The 16,975-nt window shown below is 59.1% G+C and carries 14 protein-coding genes; 2 read left to right on the top strand and 12 right to left on the bottom strand.

The features are described from left to right. Window positions 1-183: 183 nt before the first annotated feature. The 3 genes from V0Z78_RS18470 to V0Z78_RS18480 form a co-directional block, all read right to left on the bottom strand. Window positions 184-684: an SRPBCC domain-containing protein gene (locus tag V0Z78_RS18470; RefSeq protein ID WP_336346155.1), complete on the bottom strand. Its 501-nt coding sequence runs from the start codon at window positions 682-684 to the stop codon at window positions 184-186. Then, on the bottom strand, window positions 681-1,019 hold the full coding sequence (locus V0Z78_RS18475) for an ArsR/SmtB family transcription factor (protein ID WP_336346156.1): 339 nt from the start codon (window positions 1,017-1,019) through the stop codon (window positions 681-683). The genes V0Z78_RS18470 and V0Z78_RS18475 overlap by 4 nt, the downstream gene beginning before the upstream one ends. A 540-nt stretch (window positions 1,020-1,559) precedes the next feature. Then, window positions 1,560-2,825 carry a hypothetical protein gene (locus tag V0Z78_RS18480; protein ID WP_336346157.1) on the bottom strand — a complete coding sequence of 422 codons (1,266 nt, stop codon included), beginning with the start codon at window positions 2,823-2,825 and terminating at the stop codon, window positions 1,560-1,562. A gap of 471 nt (window positions 2,826-3,296) precedes the next feature. Here V0Z78_RS18480 and V0Z78_RS18485 point away from each other — a divergent pair, with 471 nt between their 5' ends. Next, window positions 3,297-3,824, top strand: coding sequence for a MarR family transcriptional regulator (locus V0Z78_RS18485; RefSeq protein ID WP_336346158.1), 528 nt, complete (start codon window positions 3,297-3,299; stop codon window positions 3,822-3,824). A gap of 13 nt (window positions 3,825-3,837) precedes the next feature. Here the strand turns inward: V0Z78_RS18485 and V0Z78_RS18490 are convergent, their stop codons facing one another. The 9 genes from V0Z78_RS18490 to V0Z78_RS18530 form a co-directional block, all read right to left on the bottom strand. Further along, window positions 3,838-6,675 carry a type IV secretory system conjugative DNA transfer family protein gene (locus V0Z78_RS18490; protein ID WP_336346159.1) on the bottom strand — a complete coding sequence of 946 codons (2,838 nt, stop codon included), beginning with the start codon at window positions 6,673-6,675 and terminating at the stop codon, window positions 3,838-3,840. Continuing rightward, on the bottom strand, window positions 6,676-7,776 hold the full coding sequence (locus tag V0Z78_RS18495) for a hypothetical protein (protein WP_336346160.1): 1,101 nt from the start codon (window positions 7,774-7,776) through the stop codon (window positions 6,676-6,678). Further along, window positions 7,773-8,285, bottom strand: coding sequence for a hypothetical protein (locus V0Z78_RS18500; RefSeq protein WP_336346161.1), 513 nt, complete (start codon window positions 8,283-8,285; stop codon window positions 7,773-7,775). Before V0Z78_RS18500 ends, V0Z78_RS18495 begins: the two co-directional genes overlap by 4 nt. Continuing rightward, window positions 8,282-9,319 (bottom strand): hypothetical protein, encoded by a 1,038-nt coding sequence (locus V0Z78_RS18505; protein ID WP_336346162.1) that lies wholly within the window; start codon window positions 9,317-9,319, stop codon window positions 8,282-8,284. Before V0Z78_RS18505 ends, V0Z78_RS18500 begins: the two co-directional genes overlap by 4 nt. Then, the gene (locus V0Z78_RS18510; RefSeq protein ID WP_336346163.1) at window positions 9,297-11,132 is read right to left on the bottom strand and encodes a VirB4 family type IV secretion system protein; all 1,836 of its coding nucleotides are present in this window, start codon (window positions 11,130-11,132) and stop codon (window positions 9,297-9,299) included. The genes V0Z78_RS18505 and V0Z78_RS18510 overlap by 23 nt, the downstream gene beginning before the upstream one ends. A gap of 121 nt (window positions 11,133-11,253) precedes the next feature. Further along, window positions 11,254-12,702, bottom strand: coding sequence for an ICP22 family protein (locus V0Z78_RS18515; protein WP_336346164.1), 1,449 nt, complete (start codon window positions 12,700-12,702; stop codon window positions 11,254-11,256). Window positions 12,703-12,808: 106 nt separating this feature from the next. Then, complete coding sequence (locus tag V0Z78_RS18520; protein WP_336346165.1) at window positions 12,809-14,911, bottom strand: hypothetical protein; 2,103 nt, start codon at window positions 14,909-14,911, stop codon at window positions 12,809-12,811. A 21-nt stretch (window positions 14,912-14,932) separates the two neighbouring features. Further along, window positions 14,933-15,448 carry a hypothetical protein gene (locus tag V0Z78_RS18525; RefSeq protein WP_336346166.1) on the bottom strand — a complete coding sequence of 172 codons (516 nt, stop codon included), beginning with the start codon at window positions 15,446-15,448 and terminating at the stop codon, window positions 14,933-14,935. A 233-nt stretch (window positions 15,449-15,681) separates the two neighbouring features. Next, a complete protein-coding gene (locus V0Z78_RS18530; protein ID WP_336346167.1) occupies window positions 15,682-15,966 on the bottom strand; it encodes a hypothetical protein in 285 nt (94 codons plus the stop codon). 438 nt (window positions 15,967-16,404) lie between these two features. On the opposite strand from V0Z78_RS18530, the gene V0Z78_RS18535 reads away from it, so the two are divergent. Next, on the top strand, window positions 16,405-16,704 hold the full coding sequence (locus V0Z78_RS18535; protein WP_336346168.1) for a PadR family transcriptional regulator: 300 nt from the start codon (window positions 16,405-16,407) through the stop codon (window positions 16,702-16,704). Window positions 16,705-16,975: the final 271 nt, after the last annotated feature.

A 16,975-nucleotide genomic window follows, 5' to 3' on the forward strand; every position in this document is an offset into this window, starting at 1 on the left:
TTTCTCTATAGAAGTTGTTGGACTTGTTGAACTGCTTGGCCAGTGATGGGTTTCAGGCTGCGTGCTGAATAGGGGGCGCATATTCAGCGATTTCTGGTGGACTAAAGAAAGGTACTGAGAATCAGAGCTCCCCGGAAGATGAGGTTCGGATGGGCAGGCTGGTCTTGGTTGTCTCTCCGTCGGTTATGCTCCCTCCACCAGCCCTGCGAGTTGCCCGAGCGAGTCGGTCCACCCGGCGTGGGAGTCCTCAGGTGGGATGGCCTCGGGGATTCCCTCCTGGCGGACGGTCACCTCGGTTCCCTCGGGGACCTCCTCGAAGGTGACTGTCACCGTCATCTCGTCGGCTATCGCCGGGTCGTCGGTCTCGAACGCGTCAGTGTGGACAATGCGCTTGCCGGGGACGAGCTCCCGGTAGGTGCCGCCAAAGGTCGAGCCGTACTCAGCGAGCTCCTCAGTCTCTCCCGTGAACGTCATGCGGAAAGTGCCACCCTCCTCGGGTTCAAGCTGGTGGACCTCGGCCGAAAATCCCGTCGGCGGGAGCCACTGGACCAACTCGTCCGGGTCGAGGAACGCCTCGTAGACCCGCTCGGGCGGCGTCTCGATGACGCGACTCACGATCATGGTCCGCTCGTCGGTCCGATTGTCGCTCTGCTGTCCGTCGTCACCATTACTGTTGGTTGTCATTGGTCTTCTTCCTCTAGGTGGATAGTCAACGCGTCGAACCTGTCCTCCCAGAAAACGCGGTATTGTGTCAGCCAGCCGAAAGCAGCACTGAGTGGCGCGGCGGTAAGGTGGCAGCGGCGAACGCGACCATCCTTTTCGATCTCGATCAGGCCCGCGTCCTCAAGCACGTGTAGATGCTTGGACACGGCTGCCAGTGAGACGTCGTGGGGCTCGGCTAGCTCGCCGACGCTTTCCGGCCCGTCGGCTACCTGTTCGAGGATGTCTCGACGGATTGGGTGCGCCAACGCTTGGAATATCGCGTCGAGATCCAGGTCGTTCGGCGGTTGTTCAACCATCCGGTTTAATGAACGATGGATAGATACTTAACTCTTTAGTTGAATATCGATTCTGTGTCGTCTAGCGGTTGCTCTGACCGTGACACCATGTTCACGACGAGCGCTACGGGAGTGTTAGCGGTGTCCGTAACCAAGGCCGGGCATGAAGATCATCGTGCTGAATAGATCCTCTGTATGGGTCAGAGGATTTTGCCAATCAGCGGAAAGATCATCCAACACGACGCACCTGAGTCGCCTGTGTCCACCGATCCGAGTGTTTGATCGATCGTACTAGTGAGACTATCTATGATACGTTTTGCGGACCTGGTTCCACCAGTTTTGAGAACGGACGAACGAACCAACAGGGCGCTTGAGATGAGCGTTCACCGACTCGTTTTGACTTCTCTAGCCGTAGTGATCAGTGTCTCATTGTGCGTTCCATACTTCTGGCGTGATGAGTGGGCGACCACCTCGTAGCGGGCTACTGCGCGTACCTCTGGCCGTCATCACCCTTGTTTTCGAGGAGAACCTGGACTACCCATTCCCTCCATAACGGCATTGTCACCCGTCACCAACGGGGAAATCAAACGACATCTCGTACTGATTATTGGCAATCTCGAACCGACAGAACCCCCGATCATCTTGCTCATGTCCTGGCGGGATTGGTCCCTGGGCGATCGGTGGGTTCGAACCACCACCTTCCGTTTTCGGATTTCCAGTAACCGGCGGATGAGAGAACTGATTTCCACGCACTACCACTCGATCCATCGGTACTCCACCGATCACGATCGCCGGCGTCTGCTCTCCTCCTTGGAAGTTCGCGAACTCCACGACGTGCGTTGAGGTGAACGTACACCGCAAGATCTCCATTGTTCCACCCGCCCGATACCGATAGTTCAGATCATCTCTGCTCGAGCTGCCCGATGTATTCTCATAGAGGCCGTGCTGGTCGACTTGAAAGAGACTGTTTGCCGGTCCGAACTCACACTCGACTAATGAGTAACTACAGTTGCCATAGCCGAAGCCAGCGACTGCGTGACGCGTTCCGTTGAAGTAGACCTGGTAGACTGTGGGATGGCCCGAAAACACTTCTACGCCGTAGCCAGCTGACGTGAGCCCACACTGGGTGATCGAGCAGTTGTTGATCTGTGGGCTCGCCTCCTTCTCCCGAAGGCCGACCGTCACACCCTGCGTTGGCCAGCCAAAGATATCCATGTTATCGATCTGCACCGGATCGCCTGTACATGAGATTCCCCGAGCGTGTTGGCTATCATAGAACGACTCGCGAGCGCTTGAGTCGCCCGACGGCATTGGAATGTAGCCTGAATACCATTCGTTTTCGTAGACGTTCGACGTCGGTCCCCGATGGCGAAACCCTGTCAATCGGGAATTTGCCCGGCAGTCGAACACGCCGTCCGCCTCACTCCCTCCGAGATATGCCGTCGAGTTCTTGCCCTGCGTATCCGAGTAGACGATCGCTCCCAGATTATTCTTCGTGCGGTTTGAGGCGATCACCGCGTTCTCGACGACGGCGTCTCGCCCTGTCATGTCGATTGCCGCGTCCCCCGGCAGCCAGATCACTACTGGACTCTGCTCGCTCGCTTCGTCGAGCGCTGTGAGCAGTTCGTCGGCCGAGCGTGCCGTGTGCGTCGCGTCGGCCTCCGTTACAGCCGGTTCGTCGTACGCGAAGCCACTCCCTGTCGTCCCGGTTGCGATCCCACCACCACGCCCTCCACCGCCGTTGTACTCGACGGTGCAGCCTGCGAGCCCGACGACCGTGGCCCCCGTGATCCCGGAGAGAAAACCGCGACGGGAGATTGCTGCCATTCTTGTTTCCTACAAGATGGGTCTGTATTATAGACCTTACGTACTGTACATATAACTCGACCAAAATAGAAGTACATCATATTCGTACGGCTTGAGGAAAACACGATTCTCCACGTCGTTCAACATGCGAATCTGACCAGGAGAATAACCAATCGATGACAGTGGAGACCGCCGCCACGCCACGCTACGCCACGCTACGCTCCTCGGTGGTTTCCTCGTCTCGACACCTGATGAGGTGTTGGATATATTATAGCTGGTGAGCTGTTCATCATACTACATTTATTGAGGTGGTGACCTGTTTCAACATGACTGGGTGTTCCTCTTCCTGTGTACCCTGGATGTCTGGGTGTGGTGCCCGCACTGCGCGTCACCCCTGACAGGGTTCCTTACTTCGTCGGGATTTGAGACTGTACAGATACCCTTTTGAGAACTGTAGGCAAATTTAAAGGGACAATAGATCCATCATATTTCATGGCCGTCACTGTCGACTCTACAGACGGACTTGAGACAGACCTCCATCACAATGCCGTTAATGTCCTCCTCGCCATCTACGACCAGGAGGACAAGACAGCGACCACCACGGAGATCAGGCACGTCACAGGGATCTCGAGCGCCAATATTTCGGGCGGCCACGCTCAGAAACTCGAGGAGAGAGGGCTGATCGAAAAGACAGGTTCCGTCGAAACCGAGGCCCCAATCGCGACGAACGAGTACGTGGTAACTCCTCGAGGATTAAAGGAATCAAAGCGTCTTTTAAAACAGACGCCCGCAGAGATTCCGATGTCTGAGGGCAAGAAACTGGCTCTCCTGAACTTTCTCGAGGAGCACCGCGAAGAAATAAAGGAGTTCTCCGCACAGTCGGAGCAGACATCCTCGATCGACGAGCAGCAGTTGGACGATCTCGCCGACCAGGTCGAGGAGAACACGGAGAAGTTAGACGACCACGCCTCAGCGTTCGAGCGTGTCTTCAACATCCTAGACAAGAAGGTCCTGAGCTGATCTTTTCACGCCGTCAGTCGTCGAGCTTCGCCTCCAGCTCCGCAAACATCGCATCCATCGAGTCCACGGCCTCCTCCTCTGCCTCGTCCTCTATCTCGGGCTCCGGTACCGTCTCTGGCTCCGTCTCGATCTCATCTTGGTCCCGAATCGGTCCCTCACCACTTACGGCCAGTAGGTCTCCTGTATTCTCAAGGTCAGCGATGTCGCTAATCTCATCGAACGGGATTTCCTCGTCATGGTGGATGATCGAGAGGTCGCTCGCTCGGGAGGTCCCCTCAGGAACGATCACGACAGCCCAGTGCTCTCGTGAGAGATCCGGATCGGGGACGAGTTCGGTCGGACACCCACAGTTGACGTAGTTCTCGCGGTCGGAATCGTCCGTGTCGAAGTCAGACTCTCGAGCAGGGTACTTCTCGATCGCGGCCTTGGACTCGATTTCCTCGCGAGTTGCGAAGCGGGCGTACTGCGTACCATCAGTGTCCTCGAGGTGCCAGTGGCAGCCGTCGTCGGGATCAGGATCGTACCACCACACGGTCTTGCCGCCCTTGGGACGGAGCATGGGCTCGCCGTCGATTTTGACAGTGCCGAGACTGTACGACCGGCGCCGACCGTTCTCATCGACCTTACGGCAGTACATCGGGTCGGTGAGCGTATCGTAGACGTTCCAGGCAGTCTCGGGTCGGGCTGCGTAGAGACAGCGCTCTCCGTCTTCGATGGCGTCGTGAAGGTGCCGGAGTGTCTGTCCGGGCCCGGAGTCGCCTGTCGAGTCTTCAAGCTCCACACGGACGTTCTTGCCGCCAGAGAGGGCTGCGAGTTCGGGATGCTCTTCGATGAATCGCTCTTCAGCCTGTCGTGCGTCCTGGGCGGTGACGATGTCGGCGTTGACAGCCTGGGTGAAGACGCGCTCGATCGAGGCGAAGCCGTCGGCAGAGCGACCCTTGGTGTTCTGGACGACCTCGGCGTCGAAACCCACGTCGGTGAGGGCGTCGTAGAGTTCCTTGATCGCTTTCCGGTGGTCGCCCTTGCCGTCATTGGCACTTCCGCTGATTTTCTTGAACAGCGTGGTGCCACGCGAGGTGGTCCTGAGTTTCACGTCGCCGTCACGTTTCTCCCGCTCAACGAGATCGTCACCGACCATGTCGAGGACGCCCCAGACCTGGGATTCGTGACCAAGGGCTTCGCGTTCGACCCCCAAATTGTCGATAAGACGGTCTTGAATCTGATCGGCAGCGACAAAGCCGTCGTCGTCGCCGTTCTCGATCGCAACGTCGTGGACCGTCTTACAGGTCTGTCTTTCAATGTGGTCGAGATCGAGTTCGGCGACGGCCATGGACTTGCGGTTTCCACTGTCGTCGAGGATCGCGTCAGCGCCTTCCAGTTGCCCCTCCCCGCTGTTGAGTAGCAGCTCGTCGACGAGCTGCTGGTCGGTCTTGTGCTCGTGGCCGGTCTTTCGGACGATTCGCTCGATGTGGTGATCGGCGTCTGCTTGCGTGATCGTCGGTGGAAACGGTGGGAGCGCATAGACGCGGTAGGGGTCCGGCGGACCAACAGAAGTCTTCATCCAGCAGTGGTATTCCTCCTCGTCACGCAACGTCTCCCAGTTAAGACCGAGGTTCTTCGCGACGACTTTACAGCTCTTCTCGGAGCCGACCGAGAGCGACATTACCGTGTCACACTGCGAGAATAACGCCTCGACGACCTCGTCCGGTAGTTGATCGGGATACTGGCAACAGAGGAACAGACAGAGTCGCGAGGTCCGGGCCTTCGAGAGCATCGTTGGAAGTGCGGAGTCCTCGTGGGCTAGCAGATCGGCCTCGTCCATGAGCAAGTGAAAGTTCGACGGCCCAGACCCACGGGAGCTTTTATCGCCGTCACGGTCGCGTGCGGCCGCCCACGTCCGCCTGAGGATGGCGGTCCCGATCATTTCTTTGATCTCCTCGGACTCTTTGTTCATTCGGACGATCAGGATCTTGTCCTCGTCCATCAACTCTGTGAGGTTGATCGTATCTCCTCGGTGGGAGAACACACGTCGGGCGATGGGGTTCTCGACCCAGTTCTTGAAGCGCCGACGGATGGCGTCGAGATCGTCATCATCGTACTCGGCGATCTTGTCCGCGAACATCGCGAGGAAGATGTAGCCGGATTGGTTGACGATGTGTTTGTACCGCTCGCGGTTCTCCTTATCTGCGAGAATGAAGTAGAGGTCGATCAAGGTGAAGTCAGCCTCGTGGCGGGCTGCAAAGCGGATGATGTTCGACGCAATGGCGTCCATGAGCGGGCCCCAGTAGTCGCTCGCGCCAAGCATCTTCACGAGGTCCTCGAGGATGTTCTCGACGATCAAGTCAAACTCCGGATGGTCGGGCGAGACACCAGGATCAAGGAAGTTGAAGCCGGTCTGTGCAGATCGCGTCCCTGAGGGTTCGAGCCATACGACGTCGTCCTTCCGGTAGTCGGGAAGGATGGAGTAGAATCGCTTGGCATCATCGCCTTTAGGTTCGATATAGATCATGCCGTCGCCGGATTCGGCGATCGTCCGGCCAGCGTTCATCATGAGGTTTGACTTTCCGTAGCCAGTGCTCCCGAAGAGGACGGTGTGCTGGCAAAGGTCCGACTGTTCAATCGAGGCGTGGCCGCCGCGACGGGTGCCGACGCCGACGGCGATGGGGCTCTCGGGATCGGCCCGTGGCGCCCGCATCATCTGGCGGGCGAGATAGCCAGCGAACACCTGCTCGTTGCCATGTTCGTCGGGACCGTGGGCTCGGAGATTCTCATTGCCCTCGACGGCCTCGGTCGACTCTTCGGTCCAGATGTAGCGCCCGTCGTCGGGGCTCAGGGGTTGAGCAGCACTCATCTATGATCCGGCCTCCTGCTGGTTCGCGTCGTCGCTATCCAAGTCGAGGTCGGCACCGAAGGTGTGGCTCTCTCGGGGGACGCCGGGACCGGACTCTCGAGTCGCCCACTTCACGTCGGGGACCTCGATGTCGGCATTGGGGATGTGGAAGAGGCCTTCCCACTCGCGGATGGTCATGGCGTTCTTCGTGCCGTGCAGCATCCGTGCAACCGGCGAGCGCTTGCGGACGCGCCGACGAACCAAGTCCTCTGCCTCGTTGACGATCGCAGTGTGCTTGAGGTGCTGTGGCCGGAGTTTCTGCTTGTTCGCGTAGTCGTACTTTGAGTAAGACTCGGCAGCCTTCGTGAGGACGGACTGGACGTCGTCCTTGTCGGGGCCGATCACCATGAGTCGGATCGTGGTTCGGAAGGTCTCGTCGGAAACCTGATCCTGCATATCTTTCGCGAGCTGCTCGTTGAGGTCGGACTGCACGACCTTCGTATCTGCCTGCCGAAGTCCAATCTCGAGGGAGCCTTGTTTGGTTGAGTCGGCGATCGCATCACCGCCAGCGCCGAGCTTACCGCGCTTGTACCACTTGCTCGAGATAGGTTTCCCACAGCCCTGAACGATCAGGCGAACCTCTTTCTCGTTGACGAACTTCGGGAGCACCGACGAATAGGGGTCGCCGTTGAGTGGGTCACCTTTCGACCCACGGTAGGAAAGGGGATGAATTGCATCCAATTGGAGGGTGAGCCGGCAGACGGACACGAACTCGCCGACCTTCGCGTCGGGGAGTGGGTCGTGGTAGGTCTCCATCCGGCTGTTGGCGTACTTGGAGTTAACGAGTGAGTGGATGTCCGAGAGGTCCTCGCCGTCGGCGGCGGTGATCTGGACGGTCAACTGGTCGCGAAACCACCACTCGAACGAGAAGGTGCCACCCTTCCGGCCGGTCCCGAGAGTGTCGTGGATGTCCTCAAGGAAGTCTTCGCCGCGCTCCATGCCCTTCGTGTCGACGTAGGGACGGATCTCGAGGCGACTCGGGTGCTCGGTCTCGTGGTAGAGGCGGTCGATTCGATCCTCGGTGAGTTCGATAGGCTTGCCGCCAGTTGAGAGGAGCCTCATTCGCCATCACCTCGCTCAGTGTATCGCCCCTCAATACCTGTGGTGCAGTCGGGCTGGCTATCACCGGTGTTTCCCATTGGCTCGGCATGCCAGAATTTTGCCAGAGCCACGATGCCAAAGAAGGCCATCATCACGCCAATCACAAAATCAATCGGGAGAAGAGGGGCAGTAGCGATTCCAGTTATGATCTCAATGGGCGAGATCCCCTCCGAAAGCCAGAGGACAATCCAGCCGACAACCGGAAGCAGCCCGAGGAGCCCCAACACCAACCCACCGCAGAACAGTGCCCGGCGGGATGCTGTCCGCCGAGATAAGTCCATCCAACTATCAATCCCCAGCCACGTTGCTAGGCCAGTGCCAATGCCAACGGTGACCACCAGACCGAGAAGGATCTCGGCCGACCAACCAAGCGGGGTGAGGCTCATGTCGAGATACATATAGGACAGGTAGGGGGCCGCGACAATCGCCTCAAAGATCGTCCCCTCCGAGAACGGATCATTTGGTCTCATTCGTCATCACCGCCGTAGTACAGGAGCTTCCAGTTCTGTCCGAGGTCGTGCCACTTCCGCGCGAAGAGGTACGCACTGATTACGATCACGGGGGTGAGCGCGCCGAGCATACTGTTTCCGAGGAGCAGCGTGAGCCCAACGACGGTACTTAGTCGCAACAGGAACAGCTCGCGGTCGTAGCGCGGGATCCAGTTCACTCGCTGGATGCAGCGGTCGGCCCGGACGGCGGGCTCGAGGTTCGTGAACGCGAAGACGACACTCGCAACGTAGGTGGCGAGGCCGAGGGCCGACACGGTCACGGTCGACGCGAGTGCGATCCCTGCGGTCCCGAGGAGCATCCCACCACCGGTGAACGCGAGGACGGACCACGGACCACCAGTGATGTCGTGTTCGTCGACGGTCGTCCCGCGGTAGTCGTTCTTCTCGCAGTCGTAAAGGTGGAGCCAGTAGCCACCGATGAGACCGGAGAGAACGAGTCCGCCGATGAGGGTGACGTTCGTGGATGCGAGGATGGTTCGGAGCGATCCGAGGCCGGACGTGAGAACGGTCATGATGGTCGTGAGTGCGGTAGCGGTCAGCAGTAGCGCGATACCAGCGGCGGCTCGGCGGAGGAACAGCGTCCTCACGGGGCCTCGTGAGACCCAATGGATTAGCTCATCGAGGCGGGAGTTGATCTGTCGGTTCCGGCGGCGTTCCAGCACCTTCTCCTTCCAGTTCGGATCGTTTGCACGACAGTTGCGACAGACGAGGGCGTGGCTCTCGGGCGAGAAGTCGATGTCCGAGAGGTCGCAGATGATCCACTCGCCGAGGCTGTGGCCGTCCACGACAGTCCCGCAGCATTCGCACATCGAACTTGCGTTGCCAATGGGTATCGAGAACGTTTCCTCGAAACCGTAGCCGGGCGGGGTGGCCGTTACTTCCAACTCTCTGGCCTCGATCCTCGAGCCCGAGTCTGACTCCTTGGACCTATCTGGGGTCGTCACGTTGCCATTTGTTTCAGGGGCCGGAGTATTACGCATTGGCGACACCTCCATTATTATCGTCAGCCTCGTCGCTCCCGAGTTTCAGTAGCTCCATCGGCAGTGGCGTGACCTTCACGGGGTAGGTGCCATGGTCGTCGATGTCAGCGAGGACGTGCGAGTAGCCTCGCTCGGGTGTCCCTTTGTTCATCTTCCGGGCGAACGCACACTCGTTCTCCGTGAGCCCGAGTTTCTTGCCGTGGGGCTCGTGGTAGAGGCCCGGCTCCTTGTGGATGAATTTGTGCGACGTGAGGTTCGCCAGCGTCTCGGCCTTCGGGTGGACGAAGAAGTCCTGGGCTTGCTGGCTAATCATGTGCAGCGAGATGTCGAAGTGCCGGGAATGGCGAATGATCTTCTCGAGCCAGTCCAGACTGTTCGGGGTTTCGAACAGCCGGTGGATCTCGTCGATGCAGATCACCATTCGTTTCTCCGACGATTTGGCACGTTGGTAGATCACGTTGAACGGGGCCTGCAGGCGGAGTGCCTTCTCCCGGTCCGAGCCACCCTGCTGCACGTCGATCAACGTCGACTTACCCGAGAGATCGACGTTCGAGCGCTTGCCCATGTTGGCGAAGTTCCCACCCCTGAACGAGTCCATCGCCATGTGAAGGTCTGCCGCAGCGGTCTCCCACTTCCCGGCATCGCGAACCTCCGAGGCACGGTCGTCCTGCGAGAAGTCATACGTGCCATCGGGCGTGCGGGCGAAGAAGTCCTCGGCATCGTCGGCGATGTGGCCCAGCGACTCACGAAGGTCGAGCGGTGCCGGGCTCGTCTTGGAGTGAGTCGTCGGATCCTCGTTGATCCCCATCCGGTAAGCAGTCTTGCGGATCCCCTTTTGGAGAACCGTCCACTCGTCGCGCGTGAGGCCATCGCCACTGCCGGCCTGCGAGAAGAACGTCTCGAACCAGCCCAGCGTCGTCGAGGCCCAGTGACCGAACGGGTCGAGACCCTGCTCTTTGACGACATGAATCGGCGTCGGCTGGATCTCCATCGGGTTGACGGCGTTCTCGCCGCCGAGCGGGAGGCGCTTTGCGCCCGTCTCATGAGCCAGCTTATCGAGCCCACCGACCGGATCGATCATTACAAGGATCGTGTCGGGGTCCTGGGCGAGGCGGCGCAGGAGCATCATCATCGTCCCGAAGGACTTGCCCGATCCGAGGTCACCGATCGTGAGCGCGTTGTAGCCACCCTCTCGGTTCCAGCGGTCGTAGGCGAATGGTTCGTCCGTGACGGCATGGTAGCCCAACAGCACACCTTTCGGTTCGTAGAGCGTGCTCGCGGAGAAGGGGAACATCGCACCGACAGCGTCCCCGAGCATCTTCCCACTCGCGCCGTCGAGCATGTCCTTCGCGACCGGGGACGTACTCGTGAGCGCGTCGTCGCTCTGGTAGTCGATCGTCCGCGTCACTACGTCGTTCTTCGCGAGTTCGTCGATGATCGAGCGGGCCTCGTTGGTGACGGTCTCTCGTGAGTCGCCACGGATCCGAATGTAGACGCCGACGTCCCAGAGCTTTTGCGAGCCCGATTTGAGTTCGTCACGGATGAACTGGTGCTCGGCGATCTCCTGTTTGGTGAGGCCGATGTCCGGGTCCTCCTGCTTTTGCTGCTGTCGGAGTTTCACCTTGAGCTTCTGGATCGACCGGTCGATCTTCTGGACCATCTGCTTGGTGTCGGCCGGGTTGAAGTGGATCACTGGCTCGATGGCTGTGTTCGGGTGCGTGTTGACCAAGTCAATGATCCCCGGATCGATCTTCGAGGGCATCGAGGTGATGCACAGGTGTTTGATCCAGTCTTCGCCGGATCGGCACGCGCCGAGTTCGTAGGCCACTGAGGACGGGCCGACGGCCCGGGCTTGCTGTTCACGAGTCTCGTCGACGGACCCGATGTCTGCACTCGTGCCGAATTGATCTGACACCTTTTCTTTCAGGTGTGTGAGTTTACTACTCATGTTAGGTCATTGCCTCCTGTCGCTTCGCATCCCCACCGCTGTCCGTGGTCTCTGCCTCCGACTCCGCTTGCTCCATCTGCTCTATGAGGGCTGCACAGGCGTCCTCAAGTGTGGTGTACTGCGACTCGTCGATGGACACCTCCTGTTCTTCATCCCCTACTTCCGCCTCCGTCTCTGGGGCATCCGGCGTCTCAGGTGCCTCTGGCATATCCGGTTCTGGAGTGGCTTCCGCTTCCGACTCCGTCTCACCGAGGTCGTCGGCGGAGACCGTCCGTCGCTCGTGGTCCTCGTCCGAGAGGTCGCTCGCCCCTTTGGGGTCGGGGTCCGCACTGGAGGTCTCCTCGACGGGCGCCGTGGATTTCTGGAGTTCGTCGAGGATCTGCTGGTCGAGTTCGTCGTCGGCAAGCTGATCGGGCGAGCGAGTGTCGCCTTGGGTCTCGGTGTACTCTCTCGTCATCGTGACGAGTGGGAGCGAGCGGTCGTCTCGCTCTTCGGTGACGACCCGCTCGCCGGTCCACGACTCCTCAAGGACGCTAATCAGGTCGTCCATAGAGAGCTGGTCGGCATCACAGCCGGTGATCCCGCCGAGGTCTTTCTCAAGCGAGGCACGACGTTCCTTCATGATCCGTTCCTGTCGGTAGCGGATCTCGGCGACGGTGAGGTCGCGCGAGGCCAGCATCGAGGCGATCCGTGAGCCAAGCACGGGAATGTCGTTCAGACGCCCGAGCACGCGATGGCCTTGCATCTGGACTTCTTCCATCGTGACCGGCGCGAGGAACTGGAAGCCCCGGATGCTGGCGTTCTTTGAGTCCATCTGGGCGGCGAGGTTCTGTTTGTACATCCCGACGTTCTGCTGGAGTTGGGGGTTGCTCCGGACGTCTGGATCTCCGATTCGCTCGCCGAAGCGTCGTTTGACGGCTTCGGTGTCGATCTTCACCGATCCATTACGGAGTTGGCCCGGATGTTCGAGGCCGTTAATGACCTCGCCGAGTTCGTCGGCGGCAGCCTCCCAGTCTGCTTTCGAGGCCAGCGAGAGTTCCGCGGGATCGATCGAACAGCCACCGACGAGGGCGCCGTCGAAACGCCACACACCGTCGGCTTGTGGCGCGAACCCATCAACTCGTGTGAGGTCCTCCAAGGCCCGGCGTTCCCCACTCGACGAGACGCTGTCCTTCGTGATTCGGCCCGAGTCGCCGTTGTTGGCTGCTCGATGGTCCGATCCGAACCGAAAGCCGATCTTGCACTTGAGCCATTTATAGAAGGACATCTGCGGCGGTGAGACGTAGATCCCGACGAGTACGCCTCCGATGAGGACCGTTGAGATCCCGAGAACGAGGAGCGCCCAATTGCGACCATCGGGAACGATGTTCCCGAGAATCGCGAAGGTCATGAGCGAGGTGAACAGGAGGATCACGTCCGAGAACGCGACGTCAGTGTCCCCGAGGTCCATGACGCCCATCGTCCCGAGGGAGTCGAGATTTCGCCGGGTGGCGTTCGTCTTGTTCTGTAGCGATTCGACCAAGTCTTCGATCTGTGATTGTTCTGTGTTTGCCATTTCAGAATCCCCTCGATTCACTCACGGCAGAGCGACTTTCCGCGTGCTGTTCGGCCTCCGAGAGGTTGAGGTCGCCATTCGCCTCGTGAATCGGATTCACGTCGTAGAACTGCTGATCCTCTTGCCCGCGCACGAAGAGTTCGCGGTCATCGTAGGCCTGGTCAGCGCGAGCGTACATCTCGCCGGTGATTTGCTCCGGTGATCGGTCCGTTTCGAGCGTCTTCTGGAACTCGATGTTGCTTCCCGGTCCCGACCCGGTGAAGTAGCCTACGCGGTACTCCTGTTCGGGGAGCTGCTCTTTTGACTCGACGGTCATGACTGATGGGTCATCAACCGGGACGCGCCCCGGCATCGACCCCTCCGTGTCTGCCGGTGCCGAACCCGACGATGAGGAGGCCGCTCCAGCGGGAGCGGACGCGGCCGACGGGGACGACCCAGCCCCGGAACCAGAGCTACCACTAGGGATGGCCATTCCCGAGGGATTCGCCCCCGTGGCCGTTCCCGCGGTTGCCGGTGTACCACCGCTGGCAGAGTCGAGGTCACTGGTCCCAGATGAGAGGCTCGACGAGCCGGAGCTAGAGCTAGCGCCAGAACCGAGCACTCCGGATGCACCACTGGCTCCACTCTCCCCGAGGGCGTGACCGTTGACGGCTCGTTCTGCACTACCAGGGATGGCCGATGCACTGGAACCGGCGGCACTGCCAGCAGCGGCACCACTCCCGGCGGCGGTCCCACCACCGAGTCGGCCGAGGGCACTCGAGATCGCCCCGAGGCCGATCGACCCGGCAAGGATGGCTCCCGCGCCGGAGCCAACCTTCTTGAACCAGAAGAGGTAGATCGACGCGATGAACGCGAGTAGCCAGATCACGATGATCGCAACCGCGCTCACCGGCACGGCACCCCACTCTGCCGGCCCGGGGAGGAGGCTCTCAATCGCCCTGAGGATTGAGTAGCCCACCGAGAGGACGACGACCGCGGGCAGTGGGAAGAACGCCGCCGAGGGAAACAACTCGAGGACACCTTCGAACGCCTCGGCGACCCCCTCCATGATCCACACCTTCGGGACGCTCATGGCGATCAGGATCGGCATCGCTGGAAAGATGATGTAGAGAAACAGCCACGTCACGAAGAACGTGAACGCGATCGCGAGGGCGAATGCTCCGCCGAAGGCGTAGAACAGCAGAACGCTAATCCCGGCGGCGGCGTTGTTCGCGGCGATCGAGGAGGTATCCGGAGCGATCGTGTTCGGATCAAGCGGGACGGCGTTCAACGCGAACGACGCAGTGAAGAGGATGATCGTCCCGAGCATCCACGAGAACGGGATCAAGACTAGCTTGAGCCACGCTTCTTGCTGGGCGATCTTGATTTGCTGGTAGGTCGGCGTCGGCGGCCACACCATCCCTAGGATGTACAGGACAAGCGTGTTGATCAGCCAGATCGCCGCGCCGGCGACCAGACTAACGCCGTACCAGTAGTCATGGAGGATCGACATCAACTCGCCGTCGGGCTCGCCACTGATAGCGACCGAGCCGTCTTGCATCGGATAGACCGTGCTCGACTGTAGGGCCTCGGCCATCCCGATCAGCAAGTTCGTCCCAAACGTGAACCACGGCTCGAAGAAGCTGATCAGCAACCCGACCGGGTCGATCGAGATCGAGAACATCCCGTTGTCGTCGTTCCCCTCCGGCTGGTAGGTCCCCGACCCCGAGCTGTCGTTGCCAGTCCCATTCGTCGCGTTGCCTGACTCGTTCGTGCTGGCGGTCTCGTTACTACTTTCTTTCGTTCCCGCGTTCGCGCCCGTATCGGAGGATGTGTCGGGAAGAGCCGACTCGACGCGATCAGAGCCAGAGGAGTCGCTGCCAGTGTCGTTTCCGGTGCTGCTACTGTTGATCCCGCTGTCGGCGGTAGTGTTGTCGCTTGGGCCACCACCAGGAGGAGCGCCGGTCGTGGCCCCGTCACCGGCGCCGCCCGTCTCGTTTGACTGGGCAGCGACTGATGCGGTTCCGACCAGAACCATGGCGCCGACGCCCATGGTGATGAGCAGTGCGACGATCAGGACTGTAACTACGAGCCCTGCAGTCGTCTGGCGGCATCGGTCCGTCATTAATGAGAACACCAAGGGAAGTTAGAGCACGCCGAGTCCGCCGGTCACGCAATCGGCGAATGAGAACCCGAAGATGTCACCGAAGACCATCTGGATCAGCGTTGGCGCGAGCAACGCCACGCCGAGGCCCATGAAGCCACGCTTGGCCCAGTTGATGTCGCCCTCAAGCTTCCCCGGCGTCTTGTGGATCGCATAGGACAGGCCGGCGACGATCAAGACACCAAGGCAGCCAACGAAAGCAATCCGCTGGAGCATCGGGAGGCCGTTCGAGGCAGCCTGCTCAGTGATCGTCGAACAACCATCGCCACCGACCTCCTGTTGGGCCATGACCGCTCCAACCGAGAACATGTATGCGGTGAGTCCGACAAGGACGAAGATTGCCATGTCGGCCGCCGCGGCTCGGGTTTCGTAGAGTGAGTACTCTATCGTACCCGACTGCTCAGGATCGAGAGGGTTTGTTCGCCAACGTGCGATTCGTCCAGTCAGCCCGGAGAACGTCTCTTCCGTGGTATCGTCACGGGACAGATCAGATTCCATGTATCATATACTAGATTCAACACACATTAAATTTACGTATAGTACAGTCGAAGAGCACTGCAGTATAATACAGTTAAATCATACATTGAAGAGGAACAGTCAAAATGTACAGTCGTAGCATGTAGTGAATGCAGTGAAACCATCGAAGTGGCTTTAAGGTATGAGCGGGCACATCGTGAGCAGATACGATGCCCCCTCGCCTCACCACGGTCGATCACGAGATTCTGACCGTGTTACGACTCGAATGTGCTCGAACACAGGGCTATCTCGTGAATCGGACCGGTCGATCTCGACAGCAGATTCACACCCGCCTCCAAATCCTCGCTGGCAGCCAGATCCTCCGTGCCGTTCACTATCCAACTGCCCTCTACGAGATGAGTCAAGACCCACGAGAAAACGAGGATGAGTTTCCTCTCGTTGAGCTCAACCTTGTGGATAGAGACGGCGAAGAAATCGGCAGCGAACAGATCAAGCTGGGTCCGTCCGGCGTTCCGACGTCTCACCAGTACCAACGCCACGCTTCTTCGCCGTGAGTCAACGAAAGTAGTCTCGCTTGTCAAGCAGTTCCGTGAGGGGGCCTGCTACTCGATCGATTAACCGACGCAAAGGGGCATGCTCATCCCGATGAACGCGATCATGATACTGGGAGCTTACTGTCAGCCTTTCAGATCTAGAACGCACTCCTAAGCGGTAGTACAGAAGTGTATATAACCTTGTGCAACGATAATACCGGACACTACTTCCTGTTGCACAAGGTTATCTCGAGAGGGTGGAGTGCTTCGCAAAACCTGGGTGCGTGTTTTACCATACTGGCGGAGTCAAAACCAGGAGACCGTAGAATACGGATCCCGGTGTAGTCGTCCTCCTCTGTATTCGTTTGCGGGAGTATTGTACTAACGAATCGGCGTATAAGATAATGAGAATAGTTGACAAGACAGCCACTCCTAGAGTGAATCATGTACGATCTCACGGGATTTCAACGTGATCTACTGGTCGCGATCATCGGATTAGAGAAACCACATGGGTTAGCGATCAAAGATGAACTTGAGGAGCACTACGAAAAGGAGATCCACCACGGACGGCTCTATCCTAATCTCGATACGCTCGTCAACAAAGGGCTTGTTGAGAAAAGCCAGCTGGATCGCCGGACGAATGTTTATGCGCTAACCGACCGCGGGAAGCGAGAACTCGAAGCGCGTCGTGAATGGGAAGACCAGTACGTCAGCAAGGTACTCAAGATACCAGCCGAGAACTAAACAGCACTTGGGAGTACAGGAAGTGGTGATTAGTCAGACTGCGTCTCAAGGAGGTGGATGAGCTGGCGCATCCGTGTTTGATCGTACGCAGTGAGATCATAGCGGTTCCGATTGCTTCGATTGGCGTGAATACGAAGAATGTCACACTGTGCGGCTGCACTGAGCAGGTGGCCAAGAATCTGCGGTTGAACGGGCGGCCCCGCCCATGTATTGTGAAGTTGCTTGGCCGAGATATAGTTCGACTCGATTTGTTCGAGAGCGTCCCTGAGAT

The organism is Halalkalicoccus sp. CG83, assembly GCF_037081715.1.
Classification (GTDB): Archaea; Halobacteriota; Halobacteria; order Halobacteriales; family Halalkalicoccaceae; genus Halalkalicoccus; species Halalkalicoccus ordinarius.